Here is a 15,407-nt window from a genome sequence, read left to right as displayed (position 1 = left end):
AATGGTGCGATAATTAGTCGAAATCTAAGGCCTCTCTTTTAGGTTTTGGAATATCTTGAGTGTTATTATTGGACCTGTTACGTCTTGATCTTCGATCAGCTTCTTCCATAACTGAGGTACCGTTATCTTCATTGGTTATTTCCTTGTCCTTATGAAAGTCCAATCTGTAAGACATCCCAAAATTAACACTGAAAACCGACGGTGTATCTTTGGTATTTAAAGTTACTGCTGTATCCAACTGGAAATCTTTACTCCACAAGTAAGCCCCACCAAATCTAAAAAGATTATCAGCATAAAAATCACTTTTAATACCTTGAGTTTCACCAAAAATTACCCACTTAGGATTGAAAGAATGTGTAAGTGTTATAATATATTGGAATTCTGAGGCTTTATATTCTGTATCATTATCTAGCATAATTGGATTTCCATTATCATCTACCAATTTCACAAAAAGTCTGTCAAAAACTAAATTTGTAACTAAAACCCATCCGCCAGAAAAATTATTTTGAGTCATGATTATGGCTTTCGGACTAAAACCTTCAGTCCCTGGTGCTAGATAAGGATTGTTTTTTGTATCGTAATTTGCACCAAGATAAACTGATACCGCGGGGATTAAATTTTTCCACTTAAAGCCTTGGTTGGCTTTCCAGCTATAGAGATTAGGCTTATCGTCTTCAGCGTTTTTGTAGGGATCAAATACCAGATATTTTGCTCCTATAGTTAAGGTTTTAAAATTAGCTCTGGCTTCATCAAACGGGATATTTGAAAAATATGTTTTAGTATCGTTTTGATACGTACCTTCTATAATTAACTCTAATGGTTCCCATAGTAATCCATAACGAGCAGCAAAATCAACACCAAATCCATCAACTTCAGTTTTTAAAGCTGGGGTTCGTTTCTCCTTAATTATATAAGGACCCACCTCAAATTGAACCACGTTTGTGCCGACAGAAAAAGCACTTCTCGACACACCAGGTCTGTTGGAATTTATAACGTCGGTATATTGGGCAAAAGAGTTGGTTGTTATTAAAATTAAGGTAAAAATAAAGGTAGATTTGATTTGGTTCATAATAAAGATTTTAGATTTTTTCTAAATATAATTTCGCAAAATAACATCTAAAGGGTTATCAAATATAGATATTTTATACTTTTTTTAAGGCTTTTGAACGTTTTTTAAATGAATAGAATTGTATTTTTGCCAAAAATATTTTTTATGCTACAAACTGCATCTGCAACGGGTATACTAAGAACATTGCTGATTATTATATTGGTTTATTATGGACTGAAAATAATAACACGAATATTTGCGCCATTGCTATTAAAATATGTTGCCAAGAAAGCTTCCCAACGTTTTGGAGGGCCACATAGTGAGTTTCAAAAACACCAACAAGATACCACAAAAAAAGAAGGTGAAGTGACAATAGATAAAATGCCAAATACAAAAACTTCAAATAAAGATGTAGGTGAATATGTGGATTACGAAGAAATTGATTAATTTTCACAATCAATTTTAATCTGTATTCATGCAATTTTCAATTAAAAAAGTCCTTCCCCATATATTAGTTACAGTTGGCTTCATCATTATTTCATTAGCATATTTTAGTCCAGTTTTATCAGGAAAACAAATATTTCAAAGCGATATCATGCAATATATAGGCATGAGTAAGCAACAAAATGATTTTAGAGAGGCAACTGGTGAAGAAACCTATTGGACCAATAGTGCTTTTGCAGGTATGCCAACCTATCAATTAGGGGCCAAATACCCCCATAACTATATAAAAAAATTAGATTTAACGCTTCGCTTTTTACCAAGACCAGCAGATTATTTATTTCTTTATCTAATAGGCTTTTATGTGCTTTTGTTGGTTTTAAAAGTGGATTATAAATTGGCTATTCTAGGGTCGTTAGCATTTGGGTTTTCAACCTATTTAATCATTATTTTGGGTGTTGGTCATAACAGTAAAGCACATGCCATTACCTATATGCCGTTGGTATTGAGCGGCATTATCCTCACGTTTCAAAAAAGATACATTATTGGTTTTTTGCTGACAACTATAGCCATGGGATTGGAAATAGTGGCAAACCATTTTCAAATGACTTATTATTTGATGTTCTTAATAATTATTTTAGGAATCGCTTATTTGGTTGATGCTTACAAAAAAAACATATTACCACATTACTTTAAATCAGTTGGTATATTATTAGGCGCCGTTATTTTGGCCGTTGCATTAAACGCCACCAATATTTTAGCGACTCAAGAATATGTTAAAGAAAGTACTCGTGGTAAAGGAGAACTCACTATAAATCCTGATGGAACACCTAAGGAAGCAACATCTGGATTGGATAATGGTTATATTACTGAATATAGTTACGGCATTTTAGAAACGTTTAATCTATATATCCCCAGATTAATGGGAGGAGGCAATGGAGAAGATGTTGGAACAGATTCTGCTACCTATGAGGCTTTTAGGAAATTAGGCGCTACTACAACGCAAGCAGCAGAAGAATCGAAACGAGCACCTATGTATTGGGGCGAACAACCAATTGTTGAAGCACCGGCATACGTTGGCGCCGTAGTATTATTTTTATTTGTGTTTGCCTTGTTTTTGGTAAAAGGACGTTTGAAATGGTGGCTGGTTGGCGGTACAATATTCTCATTATTATTGTCTTACGGTAAAAACTTAGGTTTTTTAACTGATTTTTTTATTGATTATGTACCACTTTACAATAAGTTTAGAGCTGTTACTTCCATTCAGGTTATTTTAGAATTGTGTGTTCCTATATTGGCGGTATTTGGACTTGTCAAGTTATTTGATGGTTTAGTAAAAAAAGAAGAAAAGCTAAAAGCTTTGAAATATTCTGCTATGATTACTGGGGGCATAGCCATTCTGTTTTTAGTATTTAAATCGTCTTTTGATTTTTCCGGAGTTAACGATGGTTTTTATCGTCAAAGTTATGGGCAAGAATTCATGGATGCTGTTAAAGCCGATAGAAAATCCATTTTCACTACTGATACTATAAGAACATTGATTTTAGTAATGCTTTCCGTAGGTGCTATCTATTTATTCTTAAAAGAAAAGCTTAAACAACAATGGGTTATTGTTGCTTTTGGAGCCCTTATTTTGTTTGATTTGGTAGGCGTTAATAAACGTTATGTGAATAATGAGGATTTCGTATCGGCTATTCAAGTTAATAAACCTTATCAAGCTAACGAAGCTGATAAAGCCATTTTAACCGATACCACAAATTTCAGGGTTTTTGATATTACTTCTTCTGGAGCCAAAGCATCTTATTTTCATAATTCATTAAATGGATATCATGCCGCTAAATTGCAGAGATATCAAGATGTTTTCGATTTTTACATTTCAAACAACAACATCAATATGCTTAATATGTTTAATACAAAATATATTATTGCTCAAGATGAACAGGGAAATGTATTTCCTTATAACAATCCAGATGCTAATGGTAATTCTTGGTTTATTAAAAACTTCAAACTTGTAGATTCAGCAAATGAGGAAATAAAAGCCTTAGATAGTTTGGATAACAAAAATGTGGCAGTTTTAAATAAAAATCAGTTTATTGCTGATGTTATTCAGGATGAGTTTGAAGTCGATTCTTTGGCTGAAATTAAAGCAGTGAAATATACTCCTAACTATATAAAATACATTTCAAAAAATTCAAATAATGGTTTTGCGGTTTTTTCTGAAGTATACTATCCAAAAGGATGGAAAACACTTATTGACGGAAAAGAAGCTTCTCATATTAGGGTTAATTATGTGTTGCGAGGTATGGAAGTTCCAGCAGGAAACCATGTTATAGAATTTAAGTTTGAACCAGAAGTGATACAAACAGGAAGCAGTATTGCATTAGCGAGTTCTATTTTGGTCGGATTGTTGTTATTGGTCGGCATATTTTATGAGTTTAGGTGAAAACAAACTACACATTAATGGATTTCTTCCAGACATCTACCAATACCCGTAGGAATGAAAAATGAATAAGAAAAACGTTTTAATCATTGCCTATTACTGGCCACCAGCAGGAGGTCCAGGCGTACAACGTTGGTTGAAATTTGTTAAGTATTTACCAGAGTTTAGTATTGAACCCATCATATATATTCCTGAAAATCCCAATTATCCTATCATAGACGAAGGTTTAAAGGCGGAAGTTTCTAAAGACTTAATTATTTTGAAACAACCCATTAAAGAACCTTATAAGTTTGCTACTCTATTTTCAAAAAAAGCTTCAAACTCCATAAGTAAAGGGATTATACCTATCCAAAGAAAGCAAAGTGTCATTCAGAAATTATTGATTTATATAAGGGGAAATTTTTTTATTCCTGATGCCCGAATTGGTTGGGTAAAACCTTCTGTTTTATTTCTTTCAGACTATATTTCTCAAAATAATATAGAAACTATCATTACCACAGGACCGCCACACAGTTTGCATTTAATTGGCTTAAAACTGAAAGAAAGACTAGGGGTAGAGTGGATGGCGGATTTTAGAGATCCGTGGACAACCATTGGCTATCATAAAAAATTAAAGCTATCCAAAGCTTCAAAAGAAAAGCATAAGGCTTTGGAAAAACAGGTTTTAAATAGTGCCGATAAAATAATTGTGACAAGTTATGTTACTAAAACGGAATTTGAAAATATTACCAATAAACCAATTTCAGTCATTACCAATGGTTACGACAATGAAGTTGTGAGTACAGTTTCATTAGATACTAAATTTTCTATTTCCCATATAGGATCGTTATTATCTGAAAGAAATCCGGAAGTTTTATGGCATGTTCTACAGGATTTATTGGAAGAATTAAATGGTTTTAAAGACGATTTTCAATTAAATTTTATAGGCTTTGCTAGTGATAATATTATGGAATTCATAGAAAAATACCATTTAACTAATTATGTAAATAATATAGGTTATGTATCACATAAAGAAGCTATTGCTTATCAAAAAAAATCTCAGGTATTATTATTGATTGAAATAAATTCAGATAATACCAGATGCATCATTCCTGGTAAATTATTTGAATACATGGCTTCCAACAGGCCCATAGTTTCCATTGGGCCAATAGGATCGGATGTTGAAAGAATAATTAAGGAAACCAATACAGGAAATTATTTTTATTATGACGATTATGATTTATTAAAAGCAACTTTAATGAATCACTATGAGGCTTTTAAAAACAACACATTGCAATCTCATGCCATTGGACTAGAAAAATATAGTAGAGAAAATTTAACTAAACAGTTAGCAGACCTATTAATGCATCAATGAAGATGGGAACCATTGTTTCACAATCCATAAAAAACACTTTAACAACGTATTTAGGTTTTGTGGTTGGCGGAATAAATGTGCTTTTTTTGTTCACTAATTTTATGAGTGACACGTATTTTGGTTTAGTGACTTTCATCTTCTCTACAGCCAACATTATGATGCCTCTCATGGCATTTGGTGTGCACAATACCATGATTAAGTTTTATTCATCTTATAAAACAAGACAATCTCAAAACAGCTTTTTATTGTTCATGTTGATTTTACCATTGTTTATGGTTGTTTCAGTCGGCTTATTGGGTCATTTGTTCTATAATTCCATAAGTGTTTGGCTTACAAAAACCAATGTGATTATTGAGGATTATATTTGGCTTATCTATGTTTCGGGTGTTGCATTTGCATATTTTGAAGTGTTCTATGCTTGGAGTAAAGTACATATGCAAAGTGTTTTTGGGAATTTCATGAAAGAGCTGTTCCACAGAGTTGGTACCACATTGTTATTGATCTTACTATATTTTAAATATATAACCATAGAAGATTTTATTTATGCGGTTGTGGTAGTGTATGTAGTAAGGGTATTTATAATGATGATTTATGCGTTCAATATTAAGTTGCCGGTTTTAAAATTTGCTAGATTTAAAGGCCTAGGAGCTATAATAAAATACACATTTTTAATTGTTATTGCAGGATCTGTGGCAAACATCATTTTAGAAGTAGATAAGTTCATGCTAGGTTATTATCTCGATATTGAAAAAGTGGCGTATTACGGTGTTGCTGTTTACATAGCGAGTGTTATTGGAGTGCCTTTATTAGCCATGGAACAAATAGTTAATCCAATTACTGCTAAACTTTTGAATGACAAGAACACAGAAGAATTAAAGAGTTTATATAAAAAAAGCTCATTAAGTTTATTTGTTATAAGCGGACTGATTTTTTTATTAATCGTTTTAAATATTAATGAACTATATCTCTTAATTCCCGAAAAGTATAATGGAGGTTTACTGATAGTTATTCTCATAAGTATTTCTAAGCTTACGGATAATTTACTTGGCAATAATAACGCCATTCTTTTTAATAGTAATTATTATTTTATAGCGCTACTACTAGGTATATTTTTAATGACATCTATGGTTTTATTAAATGTACTTTTTATACCGAAATATGGCATAGAAGGCGCTGCTTATGCTACTTTTATAGCCGTATTGGTATATAATATTTCAAAAATATACTGTGTAAGTCATTCGTTTAAAATGATACCATTTACAATTAATACCGTTAAAGTATTTGTGCTGATATCAATATGTTTTGGGGTATTTTATTTTTGGGATTTTCCCTTCAATCCAATTATTAACATTGGATTAAAGTCTGTTTTAGTATGTGTTACATACATATACTTCGTGTATAACTTTAATTTATCTAGCGATGTATCGATATTGGTAGATACTTTATTGAAAAACTTTAAATAAAAGAGAAAACCCCACGAATCTTGCTTTGAGGCAAACATATCGAAGGGCTTTCCAACTAACCAACCAAAATTTTATAGTCTTCTTCTAGTATTAGACTGTTTATTATTGTTACTAGAATTACCTCTATTTTCCATAACTCTAGATGAACTTTGAGTTTGTCTAGAAGGTGCTTGTTGCACATTTCTGGAGGAACTGCTTTGAGTAGATCTTGAAGTTACTTGTGGGGTACTTCTGTTATTACTTTTCTCTGAATATATACGAGTATTTGAACTTTCTGGTTTACGATTAAATGAATTATTTCTAATATTTCCTGAATTTTCTATTCTCGAATTATTAACATTTTGGGCCGTTTTTTTATTAACGGACTCGCGGGTTCTATTATTGTTAGTGGCTTCTGCATTATTTCTGGAAGTATTGTTATTTCCTATAACATTACCATTTCTATTTATTTCTCCATTATTTCTAGAAGCACTATTATTATCTCTCCTAAAATTGTTATTGCTAGAATTTTCACTTCTTGTTTGGGAATTTCTGTTCAAATTAGAATTGTTTCTGGTATTATTTTGAGACATTCTATTGTCATCATAATCCCTTCTTGAATTTCTATTTATTTCAGTAACATTTTTAGAGCTTCTGTGAGCGGTTGCATAACTTCTATTTCTACTTATCTCATCCCCACGTCTGTTATAAATGGCAGTTCTTGGTCTGTGATTGTTATAGAACGGTCTGTTGTAAACATAACGAACAGGGTTATAATACTGTCTGTAAGGCCTACTGTAAACTACACGGTAATGGTATGCAGGAATGCTATAGTAACTGTGCCAAGGTCTGTAAACATAATGTCTGTTATATACATTAATAAAACCTGTAAAGTGCGTAAATACATTAAAATTATTATAGTAAACACGTAAACCGCCTAGACGAGACACATAACCATTGTTATTATAGTTAATATTTACATTTCCTACTTGCGAAATACGTCCATAAAAGTCGTAATAAATTGGTGTGTTCTCTATTTGGATAATAGCTCCATATTCATCATATTGCACATAAGCATTGTAATCGTAACCAGAGTTAAAACTGATGTTTACGTTTGGTGAACCAACAGATACATTTAAATTTGAATTACCACGTAAAATATTAAAATCAAATTGCCCGTCAGGGAATACCGAAAACTCGATACCATTTTCAACAAAAATAAAAGAGTTACCGTAACCTCTGTTGTAAATAGTTGCGTTACTTTCTGTATTGATTGTAGCTGCATTAGCAGTTAATCCTGTAAGGACGATACCGGCTAATAAGTAGATAAACTTTTTCATAATTGTGAGTATTAATTGTGATACATTTTTTTATTTACAAACAGCGTGCCAAAAAAATAGAGTGCAATTTAAGTGGTTGAAAATCTATAAAAAATGTTTCTTCTTATCAAAAGGAATTAATTTGCACTCAATGTGGCTTATAGGGATTATGATTCTCAAAAATGTTAACGTCAATATTCTCAGAATTATAAGCAAAACTATTTAAGTATAAAATTTCTATTAAACAGGAGTGACATTAAAATTATTTAAAAACTAAATACACAAAAATGTAACTTTACAAACCATATATTAAAGTAAGACTGTGAATTTAACAATTGAAAACATACTATTAGTTGGCTCATTATTACTTTTTGTGAGCATCATTGTGGGTAAAACGTCTTATAAATTTGGTGTTCCTACATTATTGCTTTTCCTAGCTATAGGAATGTTGGCGGGTTCAGACGGTATTGGTGGTATCCACTTTAACGACCCAAAAATCGCCCAGTTTATAGGCATAGTTGCTCTTAATTTTATTTTATTTTCTGGCGGGCTAGATACTAATTGGAAATCAGTAAAACCGATTCTTAGGGAAGGCATTGTGCTTTCTACCATAGGTGTTTTCTTGACTGCAATATCCCTTGGCACTTTTGTATGGTTGATTACCGATTTCACCATTTATGAAAGTATGCTATTGGGATCGATTGTGTCCTCAACGGATGCTGCTGCAGTATTCTCAATTTTACGTTCAAAAAGCCTCGCTCTTAAAACAAACTTAAGACCTACTTTAGAATTAGAAAGTGGAAGTAACGACCCAATGGCGTATGTGCTTACTATTGCATTCTTAACTTTAGTAATTAATCAAGATCAAAGTATATTTTCTATTATTCCTTTGTTTTTACAGCAAATGATTTTGGGAGCTATAGCAGGTTTGGTCTTTGGCAAACTCAGTAAGTTCATTATAAACAAGATTAAGCTAGATTTTGAAGGTCTTTACCCTGCTTTAGTAATAGCCTTAATGTTCATTACGTTTTCTGCAACCGATTTTTTAGGCGGCAATGGGTTTCTTGCTATTTATATCTGTGCGGTTTATTTAGGAAATCAAGATCTAATACATAAAAAAACCATTTTGAAAATGTACGATGGTTTGGCTTGGATTATGCAAATTGTTCTATTCCTTACATTAGGTCTTCTTGTTTTCCCTTCTCAAGTTTTTCCATATATGGGTATTGGCTTACTCATATCTTTATTCTTAATAATTATTGCGCGACCAATAAGTGTGTTTTTAAGTTTGATGTTTTTTAAAATGAAATTAAGAAGGCGTTTTTATATTTCCTGGGTAGGTTTGCGCGGTGCTGTGCCAATTGTGTTTGCAACGTATCCTTTACTTGCAGGAATCGAAAAAGCCAATATCATATTTAATATTGTGTTTTTTATTTCTGTTACGTCGGTTCTTATTCAAGGTACAACCTTATCTATAGTTGCTAAATGGTTACATGTGGCTTTGCCTGAAAAGGTCAAACCCATTTCTGAAATAGATAAATTTATATTAGATATTCCAAAATCATCAATGAAGGAATTCGAAATACTAAATGATTCTTATGCAGTAAATAGGAGGATTGTTGATCTACACTTTCCTAAATCTGCTTTTATCATTATGATTAAAAGGCATGGCGAATATATTAGACCTGGTGGTTCTACATTAATTGAACTTCATGATATATTAATGGTTCTTGCCGACAGCCAAGAAGATTTCCTGCGTGTAGACAACTGCCTAAGTAAAAGACCAGAATAGTATAGTAAAACCATTAAAAAGAAGTGTGTTAACTAGATACTTAAAAACCCAGTTCCTAATTCAAGCCTTACATATAAATATTTCCTATAAAGGTATTTAATCAATCTTTATCACAAGCTTTTTTAAATAGTTATGCTATCTCACATTTTGACCTTTCTTAATTAAAAAACAGCTGTATTATGCATGCATAATTCTGATTTTTAATAAAATACATTCCTAAGAACCTAAATATTTTTAAAAAAAATAAAATATTTAAAAAAAAATAAAAACCCTTATAAACGCTCATATTTCAAGCGAGATTTCACTTAAAAACAAATGTATAATACTGAAAAACAATTGTTTATATATGAAAATATTTTTCGAATATATTGAAAAGTAAGAGATTACTCTTATATTTGAGAAAGCCATATTTTTTTAAATACATTTTTATTAATAACGTTTTTTATTAACTTTAAAATTACATTTTTATGAAAAAAAGAGTGTTTTTGGCACTAGGAACCGTATGCTTCCTTGGGCTTTATTCATGTTCGAAAACCAACATTGATGCTTCAGAGGAACTTCAATCCGAACAACTTTCCGCTAAACACAATAATGGGAAAAAGCATAGTGAGCCATCTAATATTTATGACCCCTTTAAACTTGTTTCTCCTAGTGCACATGGGCAATTAACGGCCTTGCAAGAAGGCTTTAGTTTTACAGAGGGGCCAGCCGTAGACAAGCATGGCAATGTGTTTTTTACCGACCAACCAAACGATAGAATTTATAAATGGTCTGCAAATACAGGAGTGGTATCATTATTTTTAGAAGGTACAGGACGTGCCAATGGAATGGCCTTTGACAATGAAGGCAATCTGATTGCCTGTGCAGATATGCACGGAGAATTATGGAAAATTTTCCCTGATGGTAGCCACGAGGTGCTAATTGATAATTATAACGGCAAGCTATTAAATGGACCAAATGATGTATGGATTAATCCAGTAACTGGAGGTATGTACATTACAGACCCCATATTTCCAAGAGATTATTGGGATGTTGATGACCCACGTGCACAATCTTGGGAGCCAACCCATTCTGAACAAGCCGATTCTGGTAAAGGCGGCCACGTTTATTATTTAGCACCGGGAGCTACAGAATTGGTTAGGGTGACAACTATGCCTGAATGGAATGACGATTCTTGGCCAAATGGTATAGTTGGAACTCCAGACGGTAAAAAACTATATGTAAATCAATGGTCTTATAATGGTTCCGGCGGTATTTGGTCTTTTGATATCAATTCTGATGGATCACTTTCTAATATCAATACGTTTGTTCCTGGTTTGAATTTCCTGGATGGTATGTCTATGGATGATGAAGGAAATGTTTATGTAAGTGGAGGGCCAGGTGTGAGAGCGTATAATCCAAATGGTATTAAAATCCTTGAAATCCCAGTTAGTGGACCTACCAACAATGTATTTGCTGGACAAAATAATAAAGAATTATTTATAACATCACAAGCTTTTATTTCTTCAATAAAGATGAATGTAAAAGGAGTAGAGAAGTATTAATACCCTCAAATTTATTGTCATCATTTAAAAAAAACATGAATGATGGCCTAATATAATTATATGGCTAAATTTTAATCAATAAAAAAAGCACTTTTGTTTTCAAAAAGTGCTTTTTCATTATTACTAGCATTTGAAATTATGCGGCTCTATTCTTTATTTTTATTAATTTTATAGAGACTAATTCAACCAATATGTCCATAAAATACTCAATCTGTAAAAATTGTGAACGCACATTTAAAGATGAATATAATTTTTGTCCGTATTGCGGACAAGATGATAAAGAAAAATTGACCCTGGGTGTTTTGTTTTACAACACTATAAGTAACTATTTTTCAGTTGATGCCCGTTTTTTTAAAAGTTTCATCCCTTTAATGGCCAAACCAGGCTATTTGCCACAACGCTTCATACAAGGTAAACGACTGCTGTATTTACATCCTGCACAAATGTATTTGTTTATATCGGTGGTTTTTTTCTTTCTGTTTTCTTTTATAAGTAGAGATCAAATAGAGAAGGATAACAGCGTTTTGAATGAAGATTCAAAACCAATTACAGCAAATGATTCAACTAAAATAAGCGAAAGATTAAAGATGGAGGGTATTGAGGTTAGGGGAATAGCTGATTTGGATTCGATTTTAAAAACCCAAAAATCCAATGATTTAAATTCAGATTTGATAAGCTTCGATTTTAACAAAGTAAAAGCTGATTCTCTAATTAAATTAAATACCCCAGAAGCAGAAATTTTAAAATCTATGGGAATGTCAGATGATGCTGGTTTTTTCGAAAGAAAGCTATACTCACAAATGCTTAAATTCTACAAGCAACGTAATGGCGGTTCTTTGCTCCAGGGTTTTTATGATAGCATACCCATAGCCATGTTTGTATTGTTGCCTATTTTCGCTTTTATTTTAAAACTATTGTATTATAAAAAGGGAAGTTTTTCACACCATTTGGTATTCAGCTTTTATTTCTTTGCCTTTTTATTTATGGTTTTTAGTTTTCTGGTTTTTGTTGACTTAGTTTTTGAAATACCATTTTGGATTGAGCTAATAGTCATGCTATCAACCTTTTTCTATTTATTTTTAGCAGTAAAACGGTTTTATGGTCAAGGGTATTTTTTGAGTTTTATAAAGAGCAATGTAGCAGCCATGACCTTTTTATTGTTTGTAGCTCCTTTGGCCGCTGCTATTATGTTTTTAATAGCATTTCTATTTTATTGATTTAATCAAAGTTTCTCTCTTAAATACTTAGCAATTTGAGATTCTTTAGAATTTATTATGTCTTCAGGGGTTCCAGAAGCAACCAAATAACCACCATGTTCCCCGCCATTTGGACCTAAATCAATAATATAATCGGCACATTTAATTAAGTCAATATTATGTTCTACGACAATTATGGAATGTCCGATTTCAATCAAGGCATTAAACGATTTTAATAGTTTTTGAATATCATGAAAATGCAAGCCCGTGGTAGGCTCATCAAAAATAAAAAGGGCTTTATCTTTATGGCTTCCTTTTCCTAAAAAAGATGCCAATTTAATACGCTGTGCTTCGCCTCCAGAAAGGGTGGAAGAGCTTTGTCCTAAGGTAACGTATCCCAAACCAACATCTTGAAGGGGTTGCAATTTTGTTTTAATTTTAGTTTGTTTGTTAGCTTCAAAGAAAGCAATAGCATCATCAATGGTCAGGTTTAAAATATCATCAATATTTTTATCTGCAAACATGACTTCTAACACTTCTTTTTTAAAACGTTTTCCTTTACATGTTTCACATTCTAAATGTACATCGGCCATAAATTGCATTTCAATTGTTACTTCACCTTCGCCTTTGCAAGTCTCACAACGTCCGCCATCTACGTTAAAAGAAAAATGTTTAGCTTGATAGTTTCTAAGCGTGCTTAATTTCTGATTGGAGAACAACGCTCGAATATCATCATAGGCTTTAATATAGGTCACTGGATTGGAACGAGACGACCTTCCAATAGGATTTTGGTCCACAAACTCAATATGTTTTATGGTATTGAAATTTCCTTCTAATGAAGTAAACTGACCTGCTTTATCGCTAAAATCGGTTAATTTTTTTTGAAGTGCAGGATATAATATTTTTTTAACTAAAGTGCTCTTTCCACTGCCAGAAACACCAGTAACAACAGTCAGCATTTCTAAAGGAAAACGGATATCGATGTTCTTTAAATTGTTTTCTCTAGCACCTATTACATCAATATAGTATTTTGAAGTCCGACGTTTTTTAGGAACTTCAATCTTCATGGTTTCATTTAGATATTGTGCGGTTAATGAACTTGATGCCAGTATATCTGAATAAGTGCCTTGTGCAACAACATGACCGCCAAAAGTGCCCGCTTCCGGACCAATATCAATTATATAATCTGCTGATTTCATAATATCCTCGTCATGTTCTACCACAATAACCGTGTTTCCCAAATCACGAAGCGATTTTAAAACCAATATTAACCTTTCAGTATCTTTTGGATGCAGCCCAATACTAGGTTCGTCTAAAATGTACATAGAACCTACCAAACTACTTCCTAAAGACGTTGCTAAATTGATACGCTGACTTTCACCGCCAGAAAGGGTGTTCGATCGCCTATTTAAGGTTAAATAGTCCAACCCAACATTTGCAAGGAATGATAACCGATTGTTGATTTCTTTTAATAACCTATTGGCTATTTGAGTATCGTAGTCATTTAATTCTAATTGATTAAAGAAAAAGGCCAATTTATCTAATGGCATTTCAACCAAATCGGTTATGGTGGCTCCACCGACTTTAATATAATTGGCTTCAATTCGTAAACGTTTACCGTTGCAAGCTTTACACTTTGTTTTTCCACGATATCGAGATAACATCACCCGGTTTTGAATTTTATATGCCTTAGCTTCTAATTCAGTAAAAAAGGAATTCAAACCTTCAAAATATTGGTTGCCATCCCAAATAAGTTGTTTTTGCGCTTCGGTCAACTGAAAATAAGGCTTGTGTATGGGGAAATCGAATTTATGTGAATTATTGACCAATTGATCCCTGTACCAACTCATACTTTCACCGCGCCAAGGAAAAATAGCATTTTCATAAATGGAAAGTGCGGTGTTTGGGATAACCAAATCGTCATCAATGCCAATAATATCGCCATAACCTTCACATTTAGGACAGGCACCATACGGATTGTTAAAGCTGAACAGATGAATGTTGGGTTCTAAAAAATTAATGCCATCCAATTCAAATTTATTGCTGAAATAACGTTGTTTATTATCAGACAAGGTTTCGATGATGCATTCACCTTTGCCTTCAAAAAAAGCCGTTTCAATGGCATCGGCCAATCTGTTTAGAAAATCTTCTTCTGTTTTTAAAACTATTCTATCAACAACAATGAATGTCTTATTAAGTGATTCTTTGTCGATTTTAACGTCTTCGATTCTTAATACATCATCGCCAACTTTTATTCTCGCATAACCTTGCTGCTGTAATGCTTTAAGTTTATCCGCCATGGTTCGTCCTTCTTCCAAATGGATAGGTGCGAGCAGTAGTAACTTTTCACCTTCCGGAAACGATTTTAAATATTCTAAAACATCTGTAACGGTATCTTTTTTAACTTCATTTCCTGAAATTGGTGAATATGTTTTGCCAATTCTGGCAAATAATAATTTAAGATAATCATAAATCTCTGTGCTGGTGCCAACCGTAGAACGTGGATTGGTGGAGTTTACTTTTTGTTCTATAGCTATGGCGGGCGCAATGCCTTTTATATAATCTACTTTAGGTTTGTCCAGTCTTCCCAAAAATTGTCTGGCATAACTTGATAAACTTTCTACATAACGTCTTTGTCCTTCAGCATATAAGGTATCAAATGCCAAACTGGATTTTCCTGAGCCAGATAATCCCGTAATTACCACTAATTTGTTTCGTGGGATGACGACATCAATATTTTTTAAATTATGCAGTTTTGCACCCTTAATAATGATGTTTTCTTTTGGATTTACTTCCGAAATATTAGTAGTCATAATATACATAAGAGAATA

The 15,407-nt window shown here is 32.6% G+C and carries 10 protein-coding genes; 7 read left to right on the top strand and 3 right to left on the bottom strand.

Going from position 1 to position 15,407, the window contains the following annotated elements:
• Positions 1-13: 13 nt before the first annotated feature.
• A complete protein-coding gene (locus CDH49_RS12495; protein ID WP_100615865.1) occupies positions 14-1,069 on the bottom strand; it encodes a transporter in 1,056 nt (351 codons plus the stop codon).
• Between the two features lie 144 nt (positions 1,070-1,213).
• On the opposite strand from CDH49_RS12495, the gene CDH49_RS12490 reads away from it, so the two are divergent.
• From CDH49_RS12490 to CDH49_RS12475, 4 genes are all read left to right on the top strand, one after another.
• Positions 1,214-1,495: a DUF4834 family protein gene (locus CDH49_RS12490; RefSeq protein WP_100615927.1), complete on the top strand. Its 282-nt coding sequence runs from the start codon at positions 1,214-1,216 to the stop codon at positions 1,493-1,495.
• Between the two features lie 28 nt (positions 1,496-1,523).
• A complete protein-coding gene (locus tag CDH49_RS12485; RefSeq protein WP_100615864.1) occupies positions 1,524-3,932 on the top strand; it encodes a YfhO family protein in 2,409 nt (802 codons plus the stop codon).
• A gap of 61 nt (positions 3,933-3,993) precedes the next feature.
• On the top strand, positions 3,994-5,283 hold the full coding sequence (locus CDH49_RS12480; RefSeq protein WP_100615863.1) for a glycosyltransferase family 4 protein: 1,290 nt from the start codon (positions 3,994-3,996) through the stop codon (positions 5,281-5,283).
• Positions 5,284-5,285: 2 nt separating this feature from the next.
• Entirely contained in the window at positions 5,286-6,746 is a 1,461-nt protein-coding gene (locus tag CDH49_RS12475; protein ID WP_100615862.1) for an MATE family efflux transporter, read from the top strand.
• Positions 6,747-6,817: 71 nt separating this feature from the next.
• On the opposite strand, the gene CDH49_RS12470 is transcribed toward CDH49_RS12475, so the two are convergent.
• Positions 6,818-8,065 (bottom strand): hypothetical protein, encoded by a 1,248-nt coding sequence (locus CDH49_RS12470; RefSeq protein ID WP_100615861.1) that lies wholly within the window; start codon positions 8,063-8,065, stop codon positions 6,818-6,820.
• Between the two features lie 301 nt (positions 8,066-8,366).
• On the opposite strand from CDH49_RS12470, the gene CDH49_RS12465 reads away from it, so the two are divergent.
• From CDH49_RS12465 to CDH49_RS12455, 3 genes are all read left to right on the top strand, one after another.
• Positions 8,367-9,836, top strand: a complete 1,470-nt coding sequence (locus tag CDH49_RS12465) for a potassium/proton antiporter (protein ID WP_100615860.1) — start codon at positions 8,367-8,369, stop codon at positions 9,834-9,836.
• A gap of 467 nt (positions 9,837-10,303) precedes the next feature.
• Positions 10,304-11,380, top strand: a complete 1,077-nt coding sequence (locus CDH49_RS12460; protein ID WP_100615859.1) for an SMP-30/gluconolactonase/LRE family protein — start codon at positions 10,304-10,306, stop codon at positions 11,378-11,380.
• A 191-nt stretch (positions 11,381-11,571) separates the two neighbouring features.
• Positions 11,572-12,597 (top strand): DUF3667 domain-containing protein, encoded by a 1,026-nt coding sequence (locus tag CDH49_RS12455; RefSeq protein ID WP_100615858.1) that lies wholly within the window; start codon positions 11,572-11,574, stop codon positions 12,595-12,597.
• A 5-nt stretch (positions 12,598-12,602) separates the two neighbouring features.
• On the opposite strand, the gene uvrA is transcribed toward CDH49_RS12455, so the two are convergent.
• Positions 12,603-15,389 (bottom strand): excinuclease ABC subunit UvrA, encoded by a 2,787-nt coding sequence (uvrA, locus tag CDH49_RS12450; RefSeq protein WP_100615857.1) that lies wholly within the window; start codon positions 15,387-15,389, stop codon positions 12,603-12,605.
• Between the last annotated feature and the right edge of the window lie 18 nt (positions 15,390-15,407).

This window comes from Confluentibacter citreus (assembly GCF_002807055.1).
GTDB classification, from domain to species: Bacteria; Bacteroidota; Bacteroidia; order Flavobacteriales; family Flavobacteriaceae; genus Confluentibacter; species Confluentibacter citreus.
This window is presented reverse-complemented; position numbering and strand designations above follow the sequence as displayed.

Bases quoted from the DNA above. Each gene is read 5' to 3' on its own strand.
- CDH49_RS12495 (WP_100615865.1), bottom strand. From the start codon at position 1,069: ATGAACCAAATCAAATCTACCTTTATTTTTACCTTAATTTTAATAACA.
- CDH49_RS12490 (WP_100615927.1), top strand. From the start codon at position 1,214: ATGCTACAAACTGCATCTGCAACGGGTATACTAAGAACATTGCTGATT.
- CDH49_RS12485 (WP_100615864.1), top strand. From the start codon at position 1,524: ATGCAATTTTCAATTAAAAAAGTCCTTCCCCATATATTAGTTACAGTT.
- CDH49_RS12480 (WP_100615863.1), top strand. From the start codon at position 3,994: ATGAATAAGAAAAACGTTTTAATCATTGCCTATTACTGGCCACCAGCA.
- CDH49_RS12475 (WP_100615862.1), top strand. From the start codon at position 5,286: ATGGGAACCATTGTTTCACAATCCATAAAAAACACTTTAACAACGTAT.
- CDH49_RS12470 (WP_100615861.1), bottom strand. From the start codon at position 8,065: ATGAAAAAGTTTATCTACTTATTAGCCGGTATCGTCCTTACAGGATTA.
- CDH49_RS12460 (WP_100615859.1), top strand. From the start codon at position 10,304: ATGAAAAAAAGAGTGTTTTTGGCACTAGGAACCGTATGCTTCCTTGGG.
- CDH49_RS12455 (WP_100615858.1), top strand. From the start codon at position 11,572: ATGTCCATAAAATACTCAATCTGTAAAAATTGTGAACGCACATTTAAA.
- uvrA (WP_100615857.1), bottom strand. From the start codon at position 15,389: ATGACTACTAATATTTCGGAAGTAAATCCAAAAGAAAACATCATTATT.